Raw genomic sequence first — 20,553 nt, forward strand, 5'->3', positions numbered from 1 at the left:
ATCGCCGGTATACAACCGGTGCTGGCTACTCACTCTATACCCGGAAGTGTATTCTTCCCTACATTCCTTTCATTGTATGTGCGATTGCACACGGACCGGCTATCATGGATCTATATTCGATTAACCGTCAGTGGCGATTCATTCCTTGAATACCACCGGCGAGCCCCTTGTATCATGCTTTAAAACAATCAAGAATGGTTGACGGAGAGAGTCTCACCCGTCATTTGATCAAACACACACTCATGAGAAATACAAACTGATATGGATTATTTTTCCCTAATACAATGGCCTGCAATGGTGATCAACATACTGTCTGTCTGGATGCTGACTTCTCAATCCAAAGGTAAACGCCACGCTGGATTTTTACTTTCTCTCCTTAGTAATCTCTTATGGGTTATCTGGGGGTGGCATGTACAAGCTTTTGCAGTTCTGGGTCTTCAGATTGCACTGGCCACCCTCAATATCCATGGCGTGCGTAAAACGGAAAGTAATGCGTAGTCAGTGGGCAGCCTACCCATGAAGTAACGTCCGGGCAGTCTTCAGAAGCGCGCCGATGGCAAATTTGAAGCTCGTTCCATAGATTATGTGGCACGAGCCTGGATGTATAAAGGGAAAAAACGGGGGGTTTGCCGAACGGATCTTCGATCGATCCATGAAAGCTAAACCTGGAATATGTGATGTCGATGGATACCGTTTTTGCTGGAAAATGTTCTGAAATCTCGGGCGATTACCGAGTCGCTTCTGCATTCCCTAGCCTATATGGATAGCCGCTCTTATTGGCTGGAAAAGCATATGGACCGGCCAGATGCTTTCCAGCTGATTTCCTTTAAGTCCGGCAGGGTTAGGCTCTTTCAAATATAAAACAGGTTTCCCCCCAATTTCTGGTAGTTTTGAACTTCACTTTGAAGCCTGCCTGTTCCAACAGCTTTACCGCTTCCTCCTGCTCTTCAGGAGTTCCCAGTTCAACGATCACAGATCTGACATTCGGGTTTCTGAGGGTATTCCCCGCACCTTTAATAATGGGGATCTCGATACCGTCGACATCTATCTTGATATAGTTGGGACAGGGCAGCCCCCACTTGTCGCATAAATCGTCCAGCGTTACACCGAACATGCCCTGGATATGGCTGGCCGGTCGTTTCATGGTCTTCAAGTCTTCTTTCCCGAACTGCGAACGGTTCCCACCTGCGCTGAATTTCGGAATATACAACTTGGAGAACTCGCTGACCCCTGATATGGCAACGCCATACGCGGTAATATTCTTCTCAAGTTTATTGAGATATATATTCTTGTTGAGCAGATAATAATTGATGCATTGGGGCTCAAAGGCATACACCTGGATGGCGTCGCCAAACTTCTTCGCGGGATATAACGAGTATTGCCCGATATTCGCGCCCAAATCAAAAAAAACCGAATTGGGTTCAAAGGTATCAAGCCAATCCAGCGTATCCGGCTCCTTCATGGAATATGTTTTTGCTCGTTGAAGCGTCCGCACATTGTCCACCGCGATACGTATGGACTGGCCTTTGACGTTGACTTTCGTATAGCCGCCACTCATACCATAAAGTGCCGCAAGAAATCCTGACAGAATATTCATGAAAAATGGGCCCTTGTTGGTAACCGTGAAGTCATAAGTGAAAGGTGGATTAATGCTGGAAAAATAGCTGGTTTATTCCTTCCAGCCTAAATCCGGGAGTTGGACCGGGTGGAGTATGCGGGTTCTTTCGGTGCCGGGAGCAAGGCGCAACGACGCGGAATGATCATTCCATTCCAAGGGATTGGAGCACGGCCATGTGCCGTAAGAACCGAGTAGTTCGTCCGCTAGCAAGCTCACCCTAACGATAAAAGTAAAGTGGTGCACAAAATCTCTATGGATCATAACACTAATTTAAAAAATGAACGGTCAGCTACCAGATTTAGGTTTAATCCAAATATTTTTGATGTGACCCCGCAGCAAGGCCAGGGGATCTCCCAACTAGCGCGTCAAATCCTGGTAAAAACTTCTGAATCCTTTGGCATAGCGATGGTAACGCAGTGCGACGAGCTCACGCAGCGCACCAGGCAGCCGGCGCCAGCGCGCGTCGGGCAGCGCGGCAATCGCGCGCAAAAAATTGAGTGTCCCTTCAAGACGCTGAATATTGTGTCCGCTCTCGGGAAAACGATTGCCCAATTCCAGTAAGTGCTCCAACGCTTTTTCATAGCGGAGAACCTGCGGGCCATGAACCGCGGCACAGGTCCTGCCCCGATTCTGGCCCGGGCGCGGGATGCCAATCTGATTTGCACCATGTTGACGATAAGCGATCAGTGGTGTGGGCAGAGCAGCCAAATTTGACGTGGCGCCCATCAGCATAGCGATCCAGGCGTCATGCACCCATATGTCAGGTATCGGCAGCAAAAGATCCCGGTAACGGGAGCGAAAAGCCATGGTCGCGCCGGTTACCACGTAACGTCTGAGCAGCACCGAGAACGCATCGCCGGCCTCGAACCGTATCTGCTCCCACGGACGGAATCGCACCGCCTCCCATAGACGCAATCCCAATGGATGCAGATTCTGGTCGACCACATCCGCATCCGTAAATACCACGCCCACCCCTGGATCATCCATGAAACGCTTTTCTATGAGCGCAATCTTGTTGGGGTACCAGACATCGTCCTGATCACATAGAAAAATAATGTCGCCGTCGCAGGCACTTATGGCAACTTCAAAATTACGCGTCGAGCCAAGGCGCTCGCTGTTAATCAGCAACCGTACGGGAAAAGATGCATGCCGGGCAAAATCCAGTACGATAGCGCGTGTCGCATCAACCGAGGCGTCATCGGATATCACCAGTTCGTCCGGCAGCCGGGTCTGGCGAATGATGCTGTCGAGCTGCTCCGCGAGATAGCGCTCACCATTGTACGTAGCTAAAGCGATAGACAACGATAGCCGTGTATTCATCTCATTGGCAAACCATCAACGGCATTTCTTCAAGATGCCTTGCCTTAGGAGCAATTACACGCGCCCATTGTGAAACCGGGACTCCCGGCCACGTCATGAGGTCATCCAACGGCGAGATTCACGGCACGTTCGTCCGGACAAGACTGATCCTGGCTGGCTGGTGGCCGCCCTTGCCCTTCCAGCAACGCCACATAGCGGGATAGCACGTCCGGGTCTCCCACATCGATCATTTCCTTCACAAAGCGCTGGTGGTGCGCTTCAATGTAAAAATTGTCGCAGCCGTGGCTAAGAAATCCTTCGATCTGCCGGTAAACGTCATCCCGGCAGCGCAGTTCCGTCTCGGGCAGATATTCCGCCAGCGCGGAGCGTCCCGCATGCAGGTAATCCCCCGCCAGCACCGGTTTCTTGGCTTTGACCGCTTCAAATACCACCGAGGTGGCCAGGTCGATGATGACGTCCGCCCAGTTCATGAGGTAGATGGAGTGGATGTCACCGGCCACGCTCACGTTCGGCAAACGCCGCAGAGAGGCATCCCTGGTCAGGGATTGCTGCCAGCCACCGCGGGTGTGCGGTTTGATGATCAGCTCTACGCCCGGGAAGCCGGCCACGATGCGCACCACTTCACCCACTTCTTCCCAGAATGTGGAAAAGTTGCTCTTTCTCAGGAAGATGACGACTTTGAGCCGGCTGTCGGAGCGGGTCAGCGGCGAGGGCGGCATCAGGGTGGCCAGCTTGGCGAGCCATTCGTCGCAGTAGCGCGGCGAGCCCAGGACGGCCAGCTTCTGGTTGTCCATGAAGGGCCGAAAACGCACCGAGCACAGTTCGTTCGGCACTACCACTTTGTCGAATATCCCCGCATTGGCAAAGGTGGTATCAGGCTCCAGGCGCAGTTCTCGCCGCCGGATCAACTGGCTCGCATGCGGGCTGTCTCCATGCGGCAGCGATACGGTGCCAAGTCCCATGGCGCGCGCTGTCGAGAGGACTATCTTGACCCATTCCAGGCAGATGGAGGAGTTTCTTTCGATCCAGTCAAATACCACCACACCTCCCTGTGCGTCCCCAAAGCTGCGGGTTAGCAGGCGTTGGGCGGTACTGTGCCATACCAGTGCGCGTTGCTTGGCGTCATATGATTTCGCCAGTGCCGCCATGATCGGGCCTATGAAAGGGCGCCGCAAGCTGCGGATCAGTAGCAGCGTCTGCAGAAACCAGCGGGCAAATTCAACCGGCGGCAACAGGTCTCTGATGTGGGCCATGCGCACGCCATTGAGCTTGCGCAGAAATTCAATGCGGTAGTCATTGCGAAACCGCGACTTGCCTATCAGCACAATATCGCACGTATGCCCCGAATCAATCCACTTGTAGATCACCGGGGTAATATGATCAATGTCGTTATAATGACGGAGAAAAAACAGGGCTTTCATGTTCCGCTATTTTAGTAGAGGGTTCTCTTTCTCGGGAGATGCATCCGTTCCCGTTTACAGAGCATGCGGTACGCAATGGAATTTGATATCGATCACTTCAACTGTTCATAGAGGAGATTCAGTATTCGCCCCGAGGTATTGGATTTCTCCGGCTCACCGTCCTTATTAAGCACCTTGACTTCGCTGCCTGCTTCCGCCTCGCTAAGCTGGATACGGTATTGATCCGGCTTGTCGCTGGCATCGTCGCGCCAGAAGAGAAGTTTCGAAAGCATACCGCCGCCAGTACGATTATCCGCATCAGGGTTGATATAGCGCACGAAATAAATACCTTGGGAACGATCACGATCCTCGACAGTAAAGCCGATACGGTCAAGCGCCAATCCAACGCGGCGCCAGGAGCGGTCAAATGGCTCGTTCAAGGTAAGTATCCCACCCTTTTCACGGTCGATGCGGGCGCGCTCCTGGACAGTGCCGGAATTAGCCAACGCTGTTCTGGCGCGTTCTTCCTCAACGCCAAAGCGCATCATCAGACGGGCAAGCATCTCGGCTTCCAGCTCGGGATCGGGCGGACGGGGCTGCCATACTGTGCGGACATTGCCCTCCATCACTTCGTCCATGCCACGATGACTGATATAAATTTCGGTGGTGCCCCCTTCCCCCCGTTCCAGACGGGTACGAAACTTGTCACGCTCGGCGGTCGAATATAATGTATCCAGAATTTTGGAAAGAGCGTTGCGAATAAGATCATCCGGAATCTTGGCGCGATTCTCCGCCCAGTCGGTTTCCATCACGCCGGTTGCCGGCATTTCTATCTTGATGAGAAAACCCAATTCGTGCCAGAACTCCTTTACAACGGGCCATATTGCTTCCGGTTCCCCCCTTACCACCAGCCAGCGCTGAGTCCCGGAACGTTCCATGCGCACCACGTTTTCATCCGGAGAGGCAGGTAAAACAGAAGTGCCACCACCACCAGCAGCAGGCTGCTTGTTGCGCTCTTTGTTATAAGCGGAGAAGGTCGCGCTTCCCGATGGATTGATATCGGGCACAACATAACGCTCATCCGTACCGGGCGCGGTCAAATCAGGCGGCACTTCCAGTGGCGGAAGCTTACCCGCCGATTTGTAATTGATTTTTTTTGCTTCCGGCAGTATATGACAGCCTGCCATCATTGCCGCCAGGCATAACGCAACCGCTATCCGCCATCTTATGTGTAACACTCAACTCCTCTGGATCGCAAATTTCACCCGCACATTTATAGGACTATCCCAGCCTGATCCATCGCTTCTCTGACAATCTGATGATATTGATCCGACAGTGACGTCAAAGGCAGACGCAGGCCGGGACCTATCAACCCCATTTGAGCGACTGCCCACTTTACCGGGATCGGATTGGCTTCAATAAATAAATCCTGGTGCAGCCTCAACAGCTTGGCGTTGACGGCACGGGCCGCGGCAAGATCCCCCGCTAGCGCCGCGATGCACATTTCATGCATCAGCTTTGGCGCAACATTGGCAGTGACCGAAATCACGCCGTGACTGCCAAGTAACAGCAACGCCAGGGCGCTTGCATCATCTCCGCTATAAACCGAAAAATCCCGCGGAACCCTGCACAACAGATCAAAGCCACGCCCCATGTCACCGGTCGCATCCTTGATGCCGATAATATTGGGAATCTCGGCGAGCCGCAGCACGGTATCATTGGCCAGATCCGCCACCGTCCTGCCGGGCACATTGTACAGAATCTGCGGAATATCCACCGCTTCCGCCACTGCCCGGAAGTGCCGGTATAAACCTTCCTGAGTGGGTTTATTATAATAAGGAACCACAGACAAGCTCGCGTCCGCACCCGCATCTTTCGCGTAGACCGACAGATCGATCGCTTCCCGCGTGGAATTCGCACCCGTACCGGCAATCACCGGCATGCGCCCGGCAGCACGCTCCACCGCGATGCTAATGAGGAGTCGATGTTCATCGAAATCGACTGTTGGAGACTCGCCCGTAGTGCCAACCACCACGATGCCGTCGGTTCCTTCCCGCACATGATAATCAATCAGGGCGCGGAAACGCTCCAGATCCAGTCCGCCGTCTTCGTGCATCGGCGTAACAATAGCGACCAGACTACCTCTCATTTCCACACTACGCATGACATCTATCCGGCAAAAAAGCGATATTTTACCTGAATCTCGCAACTCCCAAGAATATTCGCGATATCATGCCGCGCATCGCTATCGGACGAATCCGAAAAGGACAATCCGCAGCGGGATGCGGACTTCGCATGGGGGATGTAACGTAGTCGCGGCATCCCCTGCGCTGTCCAATCCCGCGCTTCTATATGAAATATGATCAGTCAACTGCCCGATTCAGGATCATGCCTTCGAGAAAACCATCGCTCCGTTTCGGCAATCTACGGTGATGACGTCGTTGGCGCCAAAGCGGCCCTCCAGTATTTCTTTTGCCAACGGGTTCTCGATCTGTGCCTGAATCGCGCGCTTCAACGGACGAGCGCCAAAAACCGGGTCGAAACCAGCCTGGGCAAGTTCCGCCAACGCGGCATCCGATACGTTCAGGTTCATCTGGAGCTTTGCCAGCCGCGCTTCGAGGTATTGCAACTGTATTCGCGCGATGGATTGAATGTGCTTCTCATCCAGCGCATGGAATACCACCACCTCATCGATACGATTGATGAATTCAGGACGAAAATAGGTTTTCACTTCGCCCATCACCGCCAGCTTGATGACTTGGTAATCGTCGCCCGCCATTTGCTGGATCATTTGCGAACCGAGATTGGAGGTCATGACAACCACCGTATTTTTAAAATCCACAGTGCGTCCCTGGCCATCAGTCATGCGCCCGTCATCGAGAACCTGCAACAGGACATTGAATACATCGGGATGCGCCTTCTCGACTTCATCCAGCAGAATCACCGAATAAGGTTTTCTGCGCACCACTTCGGTAAGGTAGCCCCCCTCCTCGTAACCCACATAACCGGGTGGCGCCCCGATCAATCGCGCAACCGAATGCTTTTCCATAAACTCGGACATGTCGATGCGAATCAAATGATCTTCGGAATCGAACAAAAACCCCGCCAGTGCCTTGCACAACTCCGTTTTACCCACGCCGGTGGGTCCAAGAAATAAAAAAGAACCATAAGGCCGGTTGGGATCCGAAAGCCCGGCTCGCGAGCGGCGGATGGCATCAGATACCAGGCGAACCGCTTCATCCTGGCCCACCACCCGTTCATGCAGTTTTTGCTCCATATGCAGAAGTTTTTCACGCTCGCCCTGCATCATTTTAGAAACGGGGATGCCGGTCGCGCGGGAAACCACCTCAGCGATTTCTTCCGCACCCACCTGAGTGCGAAGCAACCTTGGCTTATTTTCCACACCGCTTTGCCCAGGCGTTCCGCTCTGGCGCTCCTGGTTGTTGAGTTGCGATTGCAATTGGGCTTCCAATTGTGGAATACGGCCGTACTGCAGTTCCGAAACTTTTTGCCAATCTCCTTTTCGCGTAGCCGCTTCTATCTCCAGCTTGACCTTTTCCATCTCCTCCTTGATATGCTGAGAACCCTGCACTTGCGATTTTTCCGCCTTCCAGATTTCTTCCAGATCGGCGTACTCGCGCTCCAGCTTCATTATTTCATCTTCCAGTAAATTCATGCGCCTCTGCGAGGCTTCATCCTTTTCCTTCCTGACCGCTTCGCGCTCGATCTTGAGCTGGATAAGACGCCGGTCGAGCCTGTCCATCGACTCCGGTTTCGAGTCGATTTCCATACGAATTCTTGCCGCCGCCTCATCGATCAGATCGATGGCTTTATCCGGCAGGAAGCGATCGGTGATGTAGCGGTGAGAGAGTTCAGCCGCAGCCACAATGGCCGGATCAGTAATATCGACACCATGATGCAGCTCGTATCTTTCCTGCAATCCGCGCAAGATAGCAATGGTCGCTTCCACTGTCGGCTCATCCACCAGCACTTTCTGGAAACGCCGTTCCAGCGCGGCATCCTTTTCGACATATTTACGATATTCGTCCAGTGTGGTGGCGCCCACGCAATGCAGCTCGCCGCGGGCCAGCGCGGGTTTGAGCATATTTCCCGCATCGATGGCGCCTTCCGCCTTACCCGCGCCCACCATGGTATGAAGCTCGTCAATAAAAACAATGACACTGCCTCCAGCCTGGGCAATCTCCTTCAAAACAGATTTCAGGCGTTCCTCGAATTCGCCACGGTACTTGGCTCCAGCCAGTAATGCAGCCATATCCAGCGAGAGCACCCGCTTGTCCTTCAAAGTTTCCGGTACTTCACCATTGATGATGCGCTGCGCCAGGCCTTCAACAATGGCGGTCTTGCCCACACCCGGCTCGCCAATCAGAACCGGATTATTCTTGGTGCGCCGCTGCAATACCTGAATGGTACGGCGGATTTCATCATCACGCCCGATGACCGGATCAAGTTTGCCCGCGCGTGCGCGCTCGGTAAGATCAAGCGTATATTTCTTCAAGGCCTCACGGCTGCCCTCGGCTTCCGCGCTGCCTACGTTCTCGCCTCCTCTCACCGCGCTGATCGCTTGTTCCAGCGCTGCTCGATTGGCGCCGTGCTGTCTTAACAAATTTCCCGTTTCACCTTTGTCCTGACATACCGCCAGCAAAAACATTTCCGATGCGATGAACTGATCACTCCGTTTCTGCGCTTCCTTGTCGGCAAGATTGAGCAGGTTGCCAAGCTCGCGTGAGGAATTGATTTCTCCTCCAGTGCCCTCCACCTTGGGTAAACGTTCTATCGCTTTTTTTAATGCCTCGCGCAGGGGCGGAACGTTTGTACCAGCCCGTTGCAATAGTGAAGTCGTCGCGCCGTCCTCCTGCTGCAAGAGCGCAAGCAACAGATGTTGCGGTTCAATATAGGGATTATCCTGGCCCACCGCGATACTCTGTGCATCGGCGAGCGCCTGCTGAAATTTGGTGGTTAACTTGTCGAAACGCATGAGATTTCCTCGGTCAATTAGGGATGACAGCTATATTTGGGAGCTGAGCCCCAATTTCAAGATAGTACACTGGAGCAATCCCTGCTTTCCCGGATTCAACCTAAATCCGGTAGTTGGACGGGGTGAAATGCGCTGTTTTTGGGGTACAGGGCAAGGCGCGGCGACGCGGAATGGTTGTTCCATTCCAAGGAGTTGCAACGCGGCCATGTGCCGCAAAAACGGTGCAGTCCACCTCGTAGCGGACTCACCCAACAGGTGAGAATCAAATGGCACAAAACTCTCTACGAATCATAGTTCTAGACTAAAAAATGAGCGGTCAACTACCGGATTTAGGTTCAACGCTGAGGCTCTTCCGGATAAGGATACAGGATGTTGAGCGCCACGCTTTTGCCTGCGGTTTCCACGATACGTACATGCTCGCGCTTCAGTTGGCGGGCATGATGCAAGCCGCAGGAGTAGGCGATCATATCGATTTCCTTATTCATGTTTCTGGCGTAATTGGCCACACGCAAGTATTTTTCTTCCACCACGAGGCCGCGCTGCAAACGCCTGTTATGGGTAGTGACGCCAGTGGGGCAGGTATTGGTATGGCAACGCATAGCCTGGATGCAGCCCAGTGAAAACATGAAACCACGGGCGTTATTGATGAAATCCGCCCCTGCGCATAGCGCCCATGCTGCCCGCGCGGCAGTCACCAGCTTGCCTGCCGCGATCACGCGTACGCGGTTCTTCAAGCCCGATTGCAGTAATGCATCCACCACTCGCGGCAATGCTTCGGCAATGGGCAAGCTCATGTGGTCGAACAGGGTCTGGGGCGCGGCACCACTGCCACCTTCGCCGCCATCAATGGAAAGAAAATCCGGGGCATATTCAAGACCTCGGCGGTTCACCGCGTCACATAATTCATTGATAAAGTGCCAACCGCCAATGGCAGCCTTAACGCCCACCGGACGCCCGGTGAGTTCGCGAATATAAGCAACCTTGTCGAGCAGTTCATCCACATTACTGATATCCATATGACGATTGGGACTGATGGAATCATGGTGGACGGGAATGCCCCGAATAGTAGCGATTTCATCGGTCACCTTGACGCCCAGCAGCATCCCGCCCTTGCCGGGTTTCGCGCCCTGGGAGAGCTTTATTTCAAATGCCTTGACTACCCTGGCGAGTTCCTTCGCCCGTGCCGGCGAAAAACTGCCGTCGTGATTACGAATACCGTACTTGGCGGTACCGATTTGCATAACGATGTCGCAGCCCCCCTCCAGATGATAAGGCGCGAGCCCACCTTCCCCTGTATTCAGCCAGCATCCCGCCTCCGCCGCACCGAGCGACAGCGCGCGCACGGCGGGTGCCGAGATTGCGCCATAGCTCATGCCGCTGATGTTGATTATGGATTTGGCATGGAAAGGATGTTCGCAATAGGCGTCCCCGATTGTAAGCGACGGAGTCGGCAGCCGCTCACGCTCCAGTACCGGAAAAGCGACATTGACGAAAATGATCGAGCCGGGCTCGCGCAGATCGTTGGTAGAACCGAACCCCACGATACCGCCCTCGTTCTTTGCATTCTTGTACACCCACGTCCGGGTAGCGCGATTAAAAGGCATCTCATCCCTGTCACCGGAAAAGAAGTATTGGCGGAAATATTCCCCCTGCTTCTCGAAGAGAAATCGCAGATGCCCAATGACGGGATAGTTCCGCAGGATGGAGTGCTTCTTCTGGGTTATATCCCGGATAAACCAGAACACGGTGATCCCGATCAGGATCAAACCAAGGATCGTGCCAAAACCGTAAGAAACTACCTTGAGTACCTCAGACATAACGCCCTCCACCATCGCATTCGGCTAAAATACTCCATTCCCGCAAACATAATAAGAAGGTCTCAGAATAATTTCATGGATTTGGAAACAGCGATCAAAAATAACGTCAACCAGGCACTAATCGAAGACATCGGTACGGGTGACCTCACGGCGCTTCTGATTCCCGCCGAGGAGATTGCCACTGCCAGCGTTATCAGCCGAGAAAACGCGGTATTATGCGGTACAAAATGGTTTGAAGCATGTTTCTGGCATCTGGCGCCGGAAATCGAATTGTGTTGGTTGGCACAGGACGGCATGGCGATTAATGCCGGACAAGAACTGTGCCGGATAACCGGAAATGCCCGCATACTGCTTACGGCGGAGCGCCCCGCGCTGAATTTTCTGCAATTACTATCGGCGGTCGCAACACAAACGCGATATTACATGGAGGCGGTGTCGGGAACCGGAGCAAAGATCGTGGACACTCGCAAGACCCTGCCCGGACTGCGGCTGGCACAAAAATACGCGGTCAGATGCGGCGGCGGTACGAACCATCGTTTGGGTTTATACGATGGCATACTCATCAAGGAGAATCATATTATCGCGGCGGGCAGCATCGACCGGACCCTGCGTGCAGCGGAAAAAGTTGCTCCTCCGGGGGTACTCATCCAGATTGAAGTGGAAACGCTGGATGACTTGCGCAACGCCCTCGATGCCGGGGCAAAAATGATTCTTCTGGATAATTTTGATCTCGACGGATTGCGCGAGGCGGTTGCACTGAACGCACAATTGACTAATAAGAAAACAGTACTGGAAGCATCGGGGGGAATCACGCTGGAAAACGTTCGTGCCGTAGCGGAAACCGGGGTGGATCGGATCTCGGTCGGCAGCCTTACCAAGGATATCAACGCAGTAGATTTATCGATGCGATTTTCCACCCGTTTTGCAGGGCAATGAAATGGACTCTTCCTTCTGTTGACTATTTAATCAAAATCACAGTCCGGCACACTTTGATACTGTACTGTTGAGAGGGAGGGATCCATTTCATTGCCCCACTTCTTACTCCAAATCACCCCCAGGGTTATACCTCTTCTCATTCATGGTTTATAATCCGGGGCATCTCATCCGATATCGAGTCAGTACCTCACCGCAATCAGCCTCACCGGATTAATACAAGCTGGGGTCCAATCTGGGGATTCCGTAAGGTTCTCAGGGTACAGACCGAACATCCGCATTATCCCAAAGGAGGCCGGATGCATCTGAAAATAACGTTCGACGCTATTGGAACAGGCACCTTCCTGCTGTTCTTCCGTACTCCCCCATGACCTGGTCCAGTTACCTTCCACTCTGGCCGTTATCTGTCAGCCCCGCGCTCTGGCTTGCGCTTTCGCTGGTGGTGGCCGTGCTTGTGGGCGAAGCACTGGTGCGCTACGCGAAATTGCCGCGCATCGTCGGCTATATCGGTATTGGACTACTGCTGGGTCCCGGCGGACTTGGCCTGATCCCACAGCTGCCGGATGTCGAATGGCGGCTGGTGGTTGATCTGGCGCTCGGTATTCTGCTGTTCGAACTGGGAAGCAAAGTGAATCTGCGCTGGCTTAAAGCCAATCCCTGGATTGCCGCTACCAGTCTGCTGGAAGCGATTGCCACCTTTTTTGCTGTGTTTATACTGCTGTCGTGGTTCGATATTCCCGGCATCACTGCGGCGGTTGTCGCCACCATTGCAATTGCCACTTCGCCCGCCATCGTAGTACGCACCGTGACCGAATCACGCGCCCAAGGTCAAGTGACTGACCGGCTTCTGCTCATGACCGCGCTCAATTGTATCTATGCCGTCATCTTTCATAAGCTGGCCGTTGCTTTCATGCATGGCGAAACTGGCACGGGCTTTGTTCACTCCGTGTTGCCCCCGCTCTATCTCATCAGTGGATCGGCCCTGCTGGCATGGCTGTTCGGTATTACGTTTGAACGCATCCATCATTACGTAGGACAACATGAGGAAACTTTTTCCTTTATCTTGTTCGGCATGATTGCATTCGCGACTATCATGGCGTCAACGCTCAAGCTCAGCCCCATCCTCGTGTTGCTCGCGGCCGGTCTGATTACACGCTACCAGCGCCAGCGCCCACGAACTTTTCCGCCTCACTTTGGTTCCGCCGGTGCCGTCCTGGTGGTACTGATGTTTATTGCCAATGGTTTGGCGGCTGACCTTGGGGGCCTGAGCTCGGGCCTGCTGCTGGTCTTGTTGCTCATTATCGTACGCTCGGCCGCAAAATTGTTGTCCGTACTCATACTGGGGCATTACAGTGGTATTGGCCTGCGCCAAACCATGGCTTTGGGTATCGCGCTTACACCCATGTCCAGTGTTGCGCTTCTACTGACGCTGGATACAAGCGCCATGTTTCCTGCCTTCGGCTCAGGGATGGGGCTGGTGTTAATGAGTTGCATCGTCATACTCGAGCTCTCGGGGCCCATTCTGGTGCAAAAAGCGCTCCAGTCAGCCGGGGAAACACCGGAGAAGAAAATATGAGCCTGATGTCCTTTGCACCGTCCCGGCCCTTAAGTATCGGTGTGGAACTGGAACTGCAGTTGCTCAGTTGCAATGATTACAACCTGGTTTCCTCGGCCCCCGATATGCTGCGCCGGATTGAAAGAACTCCGCATCCCGGAGATGTCAAACCGGAAATGACCCGCAGCATGATTGAAATCAATACTTCGGTGCAGCAGGAATATGGTGCGTTGGTCGAAGAGTTGCGTGCATTGCGTAACGTGGTATCGGATGCGGGGCGCTTTCTCAATGTAGCGGTCGCCGGCGGTGGCACCCACCCGTTCCAGCACTGGAGCGAGCAGAAGATTTTTGATGCGCCTCGCTTTCACCATCTATCCGAACTATACGGCTATCTGGCCAAGCAATTCACCATATTTGGCCAGCATGTCCATATCGGGTGCACCGGCCCGGATGAGGCGCTCCATCTCATGCATATGCTCTCGCGCTATATACCGCACTTTATCGCGCTATCAGCCAGCTCTCCGTTCGTGCAAGGCCATGACACAGGATTTGCCTCGGCGCGCCTTAATTCAGTATTTTCCTTCCCATTGAGCGGCCGTGCGCCCTTCGTACTGCGCTGGGATGATTTCGAACAATTCTTCGAAAAAATGACCACGACCGGCGTAGTCGAGTCGATGAAGGATTTTTATTGGGATATTCGTCCGAAACCGGAGTTCGGCACCATTGAAGTAAGAGTATGCGATACCCCGCTCACCGTTGAAATCGCCGCCGCCATTGCCTGCTATATCCAGGCAATGGCGCGTTACATTATGGTGGAACAACGCGTTGCCCCGGAGGAAGACGATTATCTGGTTTATACGTTCAATCGTTTCCAGGCCTGCCGTTTTGGACTTGAAGGGATTTTTATCGATCCGCGCACCCATGAACAACGCAGCATTCGCGATGATATAGCCGATATGCTGACACGCATCACCGGCCACGCCGCGGAATTACGGTCGATGGAAGCCATGGAACGTATCCGTGAACTACTTATTACGGGCAACGGCACAAGCTGGTTGCGCCAGACTTATGCGCGTGAACACAATCTCGGCGATGTCATGCAGCTGCAGGCCGATTTGTGGATGAGCAACTGAGGATACGTAGCCGCCTCACATGACACGCCCGCTACGTATCGGCCTGTCGCCGCGTATCCTGCATCATCCACCCGCGGAACTAGGTTTCCGCAATAAAACCCTACAGTATCTTGAACAGACTGTTGCCCACTGGATCATGCGCCGCGGTGCGCTGGTTTTCATGCTGCCTGCCATAGAATCGGGGGGCGTGGAACGCTCCAGTGTGCGTGTGAGCGACTATGTCAAGGAAATAGATGGCCTGGTGATGCAAGGCGGCGCGGATGTCAGCCCCATTTCTTATGGTGAAACCCCCGCGCGGCCGGAGTGGTCAGGCGACCGGGTGCGGGATCTTTACGAAATAGAGCTATTCTGGGAATGTGTGGTACAGCGCAAACCCATACTGGGGATATGCCGCGGGCTGCAGCTTATCAATGTTGCGCTGGGCGGAAGCCTCTATCAGGATATTGTCACTGAACGCCCCAATGCCATTTCACATGTAGACCCTGTGCTATACGACCAGCACCGGCATGCCATTCATATCGAGGAGAATTCCAGGCTGGCCGGACTGTACAAAGACACGGAAACACACCTTGTCAACAGCATTCACCATCAGGCAATCAAACGGCTGGGACGGGACTCGCTGGTTGAGGCGGTATCCGACAGCGATGGCATTATCGAAGCCATCCGCATGCGCGGGGAATCCTATGTCGTCGCATTTCAATGGCACCCCGAGTTTCACGCCGGCGCCAGCGAACTCCTTGACTCAGGCCCCATATTGGATGATTTCCTTGGCGCCGCTAAAAAACAACGCGTATGAACCGAGATTTCCCAACTTCAAGGCGGTGATGCGCCTGTTTCGCAAGTTCGACCAGGCGACGAACGACCGGATGATGAATGCCCTCTACGGCCTGTGCCAGACAAACCCACGACCTGCCCCGTATCGTTGATATCTCAGGCTACGCTGTACACCCGCCTAAAGTACCACGGTCTCTCATACCCATCCCTTGGGATCGGTGATAAAAGCATGAGTGTTTCCAGTGGTGAAAGACAGGCCGTCCTGCTTCTTCTCCAGGGCAGAAACCTGCGCTTCGGTCAGCACTTCCCCTCTCATACGACGCTCTGCAGCCGCCAACGCTTCTTGAATGATTCAGGCTGCAGGATTCACAAAATGACCACCAATACATCATATCTCCTTGACAGGATTCACAAAATGACCACCAATACATCATATTCCTCTGACAGGAGGCGTGGTAATTTAAACCTACGCTGATCAGTCGATAGCAAGCAGCGAAACGCTCTCGGGTGTGAGAATTACTTGTTTATCTTGGAAGGAAGAACTTGGAAGCTCATGGCTCTGCAACTCACCATCCATACGATTGACGTCAGGCAGGGAGAAAGTGCGCTCGTTGTCGCGGCAGACGTGGCAGCCGGGCGGCACCGGACAATATTGATCGATGGCGGGCTGCTCGGGTATGCGGAGACAGTCCGCAACTTTATCGATCCCATCCTCAGAGGTTACGGTTACCCCCTCGATCATATTCTCGTCAGCCACTACGACAAAGACCACTCAGGGGGAGTCATAGGGCTTTTGAATGCGGACAACATGCGAGTCGTAAGCCAGGCCATTTCGAACGCGGTGGCAAATGCGGCGCAATGGGCCGCGGTGGGCACTCGTCCCCAGCAAATCGCCTGCGGAGCTGTGGCCGCAGCGGCAACGATCTTCGGAGCTTGCGGCCTGAACGTGAACCAGATCCTGACAATGTGCCAGGTTGTTTTTCCCCGGGCCGTCGGGAAGACGGACGACGAGGCCGCCGAGATTGGATTTGACTATGCCTTGGAGCATACCAGCAAGCTTCAGAACTTTCAAAGCTTTCCCACCCTTCAAGTCGGCGGAACCGGGAGACGCAAAAATATCGCAAAAATATCCTCGGTCGCTGCGGCGATTGCCATTGCGTCGGGAAACAATCCCGCTACTGCAGCCTTCGGCGCCATCTTCCTCTTAATTGCCAAAACACTTCCTAACCAGCTACGGTTCGATACCGAGGACCGATACTGTAACGTCCACCTTATCGATATCGGGCAGCCAATCTGGCCATCGCAATCTGCCGAGATATACGCCGACGCAGCGATCGGGCAATACATAACGAAGACGAATCGGATGATGGCGCCTGGCGCAAACCGGACCCGGACGATGCCGGCCAGGGGACGAGATTCTCTGGAACAACGGTGGCGGTCCGACTCCCGCCCCTCCCATTCTCCCGCGATATTCTGCCCGGCGATCAACTCCTGGGTTTGGCAAGGGATCGGCAATAACCCTGTTCAGACCGTCTGGAAGCGCAAGGGCTGGAGGCTGAACGTCTAAACTTGAGTCGTAATAATCGTCAGTGACAGTTCCTTTCTTTATGCGGCTTAGGTAACTGTATTGTTTTATAAAGGTTTACAAAAAATTGCCTCATCCTTACGTGCAATATTGCAGGTAAATGAATTTTTTAACGAAGGTATAAGGGAAAACATAGTATGAACCAGATAGTACTGATTGCGTTGCGCAGACCTTACACCTTCGTGGTCCTGTCAATCCTGATCGTCATTTTTGGAATCAGGGCGATACGGCACTCGCCAACAGACGTCTTTCCCACTATCAAGATTCCCGTGATCTCCGTGGTCTGGGCTTACGCCGGCATGTTGCCGACGGATGTGTCGGGTCGGATCACTTTTTTCTTCGAACGCTTCTTGACCTCGACGGTGGAAGGTATCTCGGACATCGTCAGCCAGTGTTACTACGGCATCAGTATCACGAATATTTTTCTACAGCCCCACACCAACCTCCCTGGCGCAGAAGCGGAAGTCACAGCCATCGCCCAGACGATTGTCAAGGCGCTGCCGCCGGATATTTCGCCGCCCATGATCATGCGGCTGGAAGCCTCTCAGGTAGCGGTAGCCAGCCTGCAGGTTACCTCGGACGAGATGACACCGGCAGACCTTTACAATCTTTCTTATAACCAGCTAAGGCCCCTGATTGTCGTGATCCCCGGGGCGATTGTTCCGCATCCTTACGGTGGAAAGCCCAAGCAGCTTCTGGTATCCCTCGATCAAGACAAGATGCTGGCTCGCAATATATCGCCAACCGATGTCCATGCGGCTTTCGATCGCCAGAATATCGTGCTGCCTGCGGGCGATATGAAGATAAAGCAGACCGACTGGATGGTCCAGACAAACGCGATGCCGCCGGAAATTCCGGAATTCAACGATATTCCGATTAAGAGGGAAGGAAATTCGTTCGTTTTCCTGCGCGACGTCGCCGATGTCCAGCTGGCAGGGCCGCCGCAAACAAACTCCGTCATTGTGGATGGTAAACAGGCCGTCATTATTGTCGTCATGAAAAGCGGCGAGGCGTCGACCCTGGACGTGGTCGACGGCATCAGGGCCACCCTTCCGCGCATCAAGGAGATCGTGCCGTCCCATGTGGACGTTAGAATCATCACCGATGCGTCGGTCTTCGTGCGGGAATCCATCAACGAGGTGACGCATGAGATGGCGATCGCCGGCATCCTTGTGGGTTTGATCGTCATGCTCATGCTCGGCTCGTGGCGTCCCATGGTGGTCGTTACGACTTCCATTCCGTTGTGTATTCTAACCTCCCTCATCTTCCTGCAAGTGCTGGGAGAGTCGATGAATGTCATGACGCTGGGCGGGTTGGCGCTGGCGGTAGGAATTCTTGTCGACGATGCGACGGTGATGATCGAGAACATCGATACCCACCTGGAAATGGGCAAGGAACTTGATGAGGCAATCATTGATGCGGCAAACCAGATCGTTATTCCGACGCTGCTCGCCACATTATGCATATGCATTGTCTGGCTGCCGCTATTCACGCTTTCCGGCGTATCGGGCTATCTGTTCAAGCCGATGGCGCTGGCGGTGATATTCGCCATGCTGGCGTCCTTCATCCTGTCGCGTACGCTCGTGCCGACCATGGCGAAATACCTTATCAAGCATCCTCACGCGGAAGGACACGGAGAAGGACATGCGGAAGGGCACGGAAAGGAAGCCGGCCATGGCGAGGAAAAGCCGGCGGGGAAGGCTGCCGGCTTCAAGGAGAAGTTAAATTATCATATGGGGATTTTCTCCCGTTTCCAGGAGGCATTCGAGGCTCGCTTTCTTCAATTCTGCGCCTGGTATGGCGGGCTGCTCGAACGAACCATTGAAAATCGCCGCCGGTTCGTAACGATCATGCTGGCTTTCGCGCTCCTCTCCCTTGTCCTGTTCTACTTCAACGGCCGCGATTTTTTCCCCGAGGTCAGGTCGGGGACCATCCAGATGCATATGCGGGCGCCTCTCGGCACACGGATAGAAGCCGTAAACCGCATTACAACGCTGGTTTCGGAGGATATCTCGCGCATGCTTCCCGGGCAGGTTGAAGGCATCATCAGCAATTGCGGCTTACCCGTCGGGCCGCATAACCTGGCCTTTATTCCGACGCCCACGATCGGCACGCAGGACTGCGACCTGACGATCACCCTGTTCGACGACAAATCAGCCGTGTGGGATATCCGGAAAATTATCCATAAAGGTCTGAAGGAGCGCTATCCGGGGAGCGAATTCACCTTTCAGCCAGCCGATCTGATAGCGAAAATCCTGAATTTCGGTGCCCCCTCTCCGATTACTGTTCAGGTTAACGGGATGGATATCTACGCAAACTACGAATACGCGCGCAAATTGCAAGGCAAGCTGCGTAAAATCGCCGGCTCCTCCGACGTGGTGATCCAGCAAACCATGCGCACGCCCACCTTGTTTGTTGAAGGCCAAAGGACATATGGACTCGGTGTCGACAGGAGCGAATCCGATATTGCCCTGAATATGCTGATAACGACCAATGGAACCCAGCAGATCGACCAGAAATACTGGCTGGACCTGAAGACAGGCATGTCATACCAGATCAACATCTATCAGCCTCAACCTTTTGTCTCAAGCACCAATGAATTGAACAGGATTCCTGTCAAGCGAGAGGGCGAAGCCGGCCTGGATCAGGATTATCAGCTCCTGGGCAACCTGACGCAGAAAACGCCGGTAGGCACGCCCGGCCTGGTCACCCACAGGGGCATCATGCCGTTGGTTGAAGTGTATGTATCCGCGGAAGGGCGGGGGCTGGGCGACGTGCTGGATGACGTCAAGAAAATCGTCGCGGAGATGGACGGAGAAGTACCCCGCGGCTCCGACGTCCAAATCGCCGGCCAGGCCGCGAATATGGTTACTACTTATGGCGAACTGCTTATCGGTCTCGTAGCGGCTGTCGTGCTGATCTATCTCTTGCTTGTCGTCAATTTTCAATCATGGCTGGTTCCCTTCATCATCATTACAGCCCTGCCCGGCGCTTTGGCAGGCATTGCCTGGGCCCTGTTCCTGACCCAGACGAATATTTCCGTTCCGGCCCTGACAGGCGCCATCATGGCCATGGGGACGGCTACGGCAAATTCCATACTGGTCGTGGCCTATGCGCTGGAGCGTATCGAAGCGCACGGCGACCCGCTGCTGGCCGCCATCGAGTCCGGCAAAGCCCGCATTCGACCTGTTCTGATGACTGCGGCGGCCATGATCATGGGCATGCTTCCGATGGCTTTGGGAGGCTCCACCAATGCGCCGCTCGGCCGTGCAGTCATTGGCGGCTTGATGTTTGCAACGGTATATACCCTGTTCTTTGTCCCGGCCGTGTATGCCATCATGTATTACGCACGAAGCGCTCCTAAAGACAAGGAAAGCGTTCCTGGCGACAAAGAGATTGTTCCTCAACTCGGAAATTCCTGA

13 protein-coding genes are annotated in these 20,553 nt (G+C 54.0%); 6 read left to right on the forward strand and 7 right to left on the reverse strand.

Annotated features, from left to right (window positions below; all coding sequences use genetic code 11):
* Positions 1-841: 841 nt before the first annotated feature.
* From BLR00_RS12555 to BLR00_RS12585, 7 genes are all read right to left on the reverse strand, one after another.
* Positions 842-1,597 (reverse strand): FkbM family methyltransferase, encoded by a 756-nt coding sequence (locus BLR00_RS12555; protein WP_074633150.1) that lies wholly within the window; start codon positions 1,595-1,597, stop codon positions 842-844.
* A 378-nt stretch (positions 1,598-1,975) separates the two neighbouring features.
* Positions 1,976-2,938, reverse strand: coding sequence for a glycosyltransferase family 2 protein (locus tag BLR00_RS12560; protein WP_074633153.1), 963 nt, complete (start codon positions 2,936-2,938; stop codon positions 1,976-1,978).
* Between the two features lie 101 nt (positions 2,939-3,039).
* On the reverse strand, positions 3,040-4,359 hold the full coding sequence (locus BLR00_RS12565) for a hypothetical protein (protein WP_074633156.1): 1,320 nt from the start codon (positions 4,357-4,359) through the stop codon (positions 3,040-3,042).
* Positions 4,360-4,451: 92 nt separating this feature from the next.
* The gene (gene bamC, locus BLR00_RS12570) at positions 4,452-5,525 is read right to left on the reverse strand and encodes an outer membrane protein assembly factor BamC (RefSeq protein ID WP_074634305.1); all 1,074 of its coding nucleotides are present in this window, start codon (positions 5,523-5,525) and stop codon (positions 4,452-4,454) included.
* Positions 5,526-5,611: 86 nt separating this feature from the next.
* On the reverse strand, positions 5,612-6,502 hold the full coding sequence (gene dapA / locus BLR00_RS12575; RefSeq protein ID WP_081346761.1) for a 4-hydroxy-tetrahydrodipicolinate synthase: 891 nt from the start codon (positions 6,500-6,502) through the stop codon (positions 5,612-5,614).
* 222 nt (positions 6,503-6,724) lie between these two features.
* Entirely contained in the window at positions 6,725-9,334 is a 2,610-nt protein-coding gene (clpB, locus tag BLR00_RS12580) for an ATP-dependent chaperone ClpB (protein WP_074633158.1), read from the reverse strand.
* 335 nt (positions 9,335-9,669) lie between these two features.
* Positions 9,670-11,151 carry an FMN-binding glutamate synthase family protein gene (locus tag BLR00_RS12585; RefSeq protein WP_074634307.1) on the reverse strand — a complete coding sequence of 494 codons (1,482 nt, stop codon included), beginning with the start codon at positions 11,149-11,151 and terminating at the stop codon, positions 9,670-9,672.
* Positions 11,152-11,226: 75 nt separating this feature from the next.
* Between BLR00_RS12585 and nadC the strand changes: the two genes are divergently transcribed.
* The 6 genes from nadC to BLR00_RS12615 all read left to right on the forward strand — a co-directional run bounded on the left by nadC (position 11,227) and on the right by BLR00_RS12615 (position 20,553).
* Positions 11,227-12,087, forward strand: coding sequence for a carboxylating nicotinate-nucleotide diphosphorylase (gene nadC / locus BLR00_RS12590; RefSeq protein WP_074633161.1), 861 nt, complete (start codon positions 11,227-11,229; stop codon positions 12,085-12,087).
* 364 nt (positions 12,088-12,451) lie between these two features.
* Entirely contained in the window at positions 12,452-13,660 is a 1,209-nt protein-coding gene (locus BLR00_RS12595; protein ID WP_074633163.1) for a cation:proton antiporter, read from the forward strand.
* Positions 13,657-14,772, forward strand: a complete 1,116-nt coding sequence (locus BLR00_RS12600) for a YbdK family carboxylate-amine ligase (RefSeq protein WP_074633166.1) — start codon at positions 13,657-13,659, stop codon at positions 14,770-14,772. The genes BLR00_RS12595 and BLR00_RS12600 overlap by 4 nt, the downstream gene beginning before the upstream one ends.
* A gap of 19 nt (positions 14,773-14,791) precedes the next feature.
* Positions 14,792-15,568, forward strand: coding sequence for a gamma-glutamyl-gamma-aminobutyrate hydrolase family protein (locus BLR00_RS12605; RefSeq protein WP_074633169.1), 777 nt, complete (start codon positions 14,792-14,794; stop codon positions 15,566-15,568).
* Between the two features lie 531 nt (positions 15,569-16,099).
* Positions 16,100-17,113, forward strand: a complete 1,014-nt coding sequence (locus BLR00_RS12610) for a ComEC/Rec2 family competence protein (protein ID WP_256324146.1) — start codon at positions 16,100-16,102, stop codon at positions 17,111-17,113.
* 155 nt (positions 17,114-17,268) lie between these two features.
* Positions 17,269-20,553, forward strand: a complete 3,285-nt coding sequence (locus tag BLR00_RS12615; RefSeq protein ID WP_074633172.1) for an efflux RND transporter permease subunit — start codon at positions 17,269-17,271, stop codon at positions 20,551-20,553.

Source organism: Nitrosospira multiformis (assembly GCF_900103165.1).
Taxonomy (GTDB): domain Bacteria; phylum Pseudomonadota; class Gammaproteobacteria; order Burkholderiales; family Nitrosomonadaceae; genus Nitrosospira; species Nitrosospira multiformis_D.

What these genes read in the sequence shown, in the direction of transcription:
- BLR00_RS12595 (WP_074633163.1), top strand. Translation starts at nt 12,452, where the DNA reads ATGACCTGGTCCAGTTACCTTCCACTCTGGCCGTTATCTGTCAGCCCC.
- BLR00_RS12605 (WP_074633169.1), top strand. Translation starts at nt 14,792, where the DNA reads ATGACACGCCCGCTACGTATCGGCCTGTCGCCGCGTATCCTGCATCAT.
- BLR00_RS12560 (WP_074633153.1), bottom strand. Translation starts at nt 2,938, where the DNA reads ATGAATACACGGCTATCGTTGTCTATCGCTTTAGCTACGTACAATGGT.
- BLR00_RS12600 (WP_074633166.1), top strand. Translation starts at nt 13,657, where the DNA reads ATGAGCCTGATGTCCTTTGCACCGTCCCGGCCCTTAAGTATCGGTGTG.
- bamC (WP_074634305.1), bottom strand. Translation starts at nt 5,525, where the DNA reads ATGGCAGGCTGTCATATACTGCCGGAAGCAAAAAAAATCAATTACAAA.
- BLR00_RS12565 (WP_074633156.1), bottom strand. Translation starts at nt 4,359, where the DNA reads ATGAAAGCCCTGTTTTTTCTCCGTCATTATAACGACATTGATCATATT.
- BLR00_RS12610 (WP_256324146.1), top strand. Translation starts at nt 16,100, where the DNA reads ATGGCTCTGCAACTCACCATCCATACGATTGACGTCAGGCAGGGAGAA.
- BLR00_RS12555 (WP_074633150.1), bottom strand. Translation starts at nt 1,597, where the DNA reads ATGAATATTCTGTCAGGATTTCTTGCGGCACTTTATGGTATGAGTGGC.
- BLR00_RS12585 (WP_074634307.1), bottom strand. Translation starts at nt 11,151, where the DNA reads ATGTCTGAGGTACTCAAGGTAGTTTCTTACGGTTTTGGCACGATCCTT.
- nadC (WP_074633161.1), top strand. Translation starts at nt 11,227, where the DNA reads ATGGATTTGGAAACAGCGATCAAAAATAACGTCAACCAGGCACTAATC.
- BLR00_RS12615 (WP_074633172.1), top strand. Translation starts at nt 17,269, where the DNA reads ATGAACCAGATAGTACTGATTGCGTTGCGCAGACCTTACACCTTCGTG.
- dapA (WP_081346761.1), bottom strand. Translation starts at nt 6,502, where the DNA reads ATGCGTAGTGTGGAAATGAGAGGTAGTCTGGTCGCTATTGTTACGCCG.
- clpB (WP_074633158.1), bottom strand. Translation starts at nt 9,334, where the DNA reads ATGCGTTTCGACAAGTTAACCACCAAATTTCAGCAGGCGCTCGCCGAT.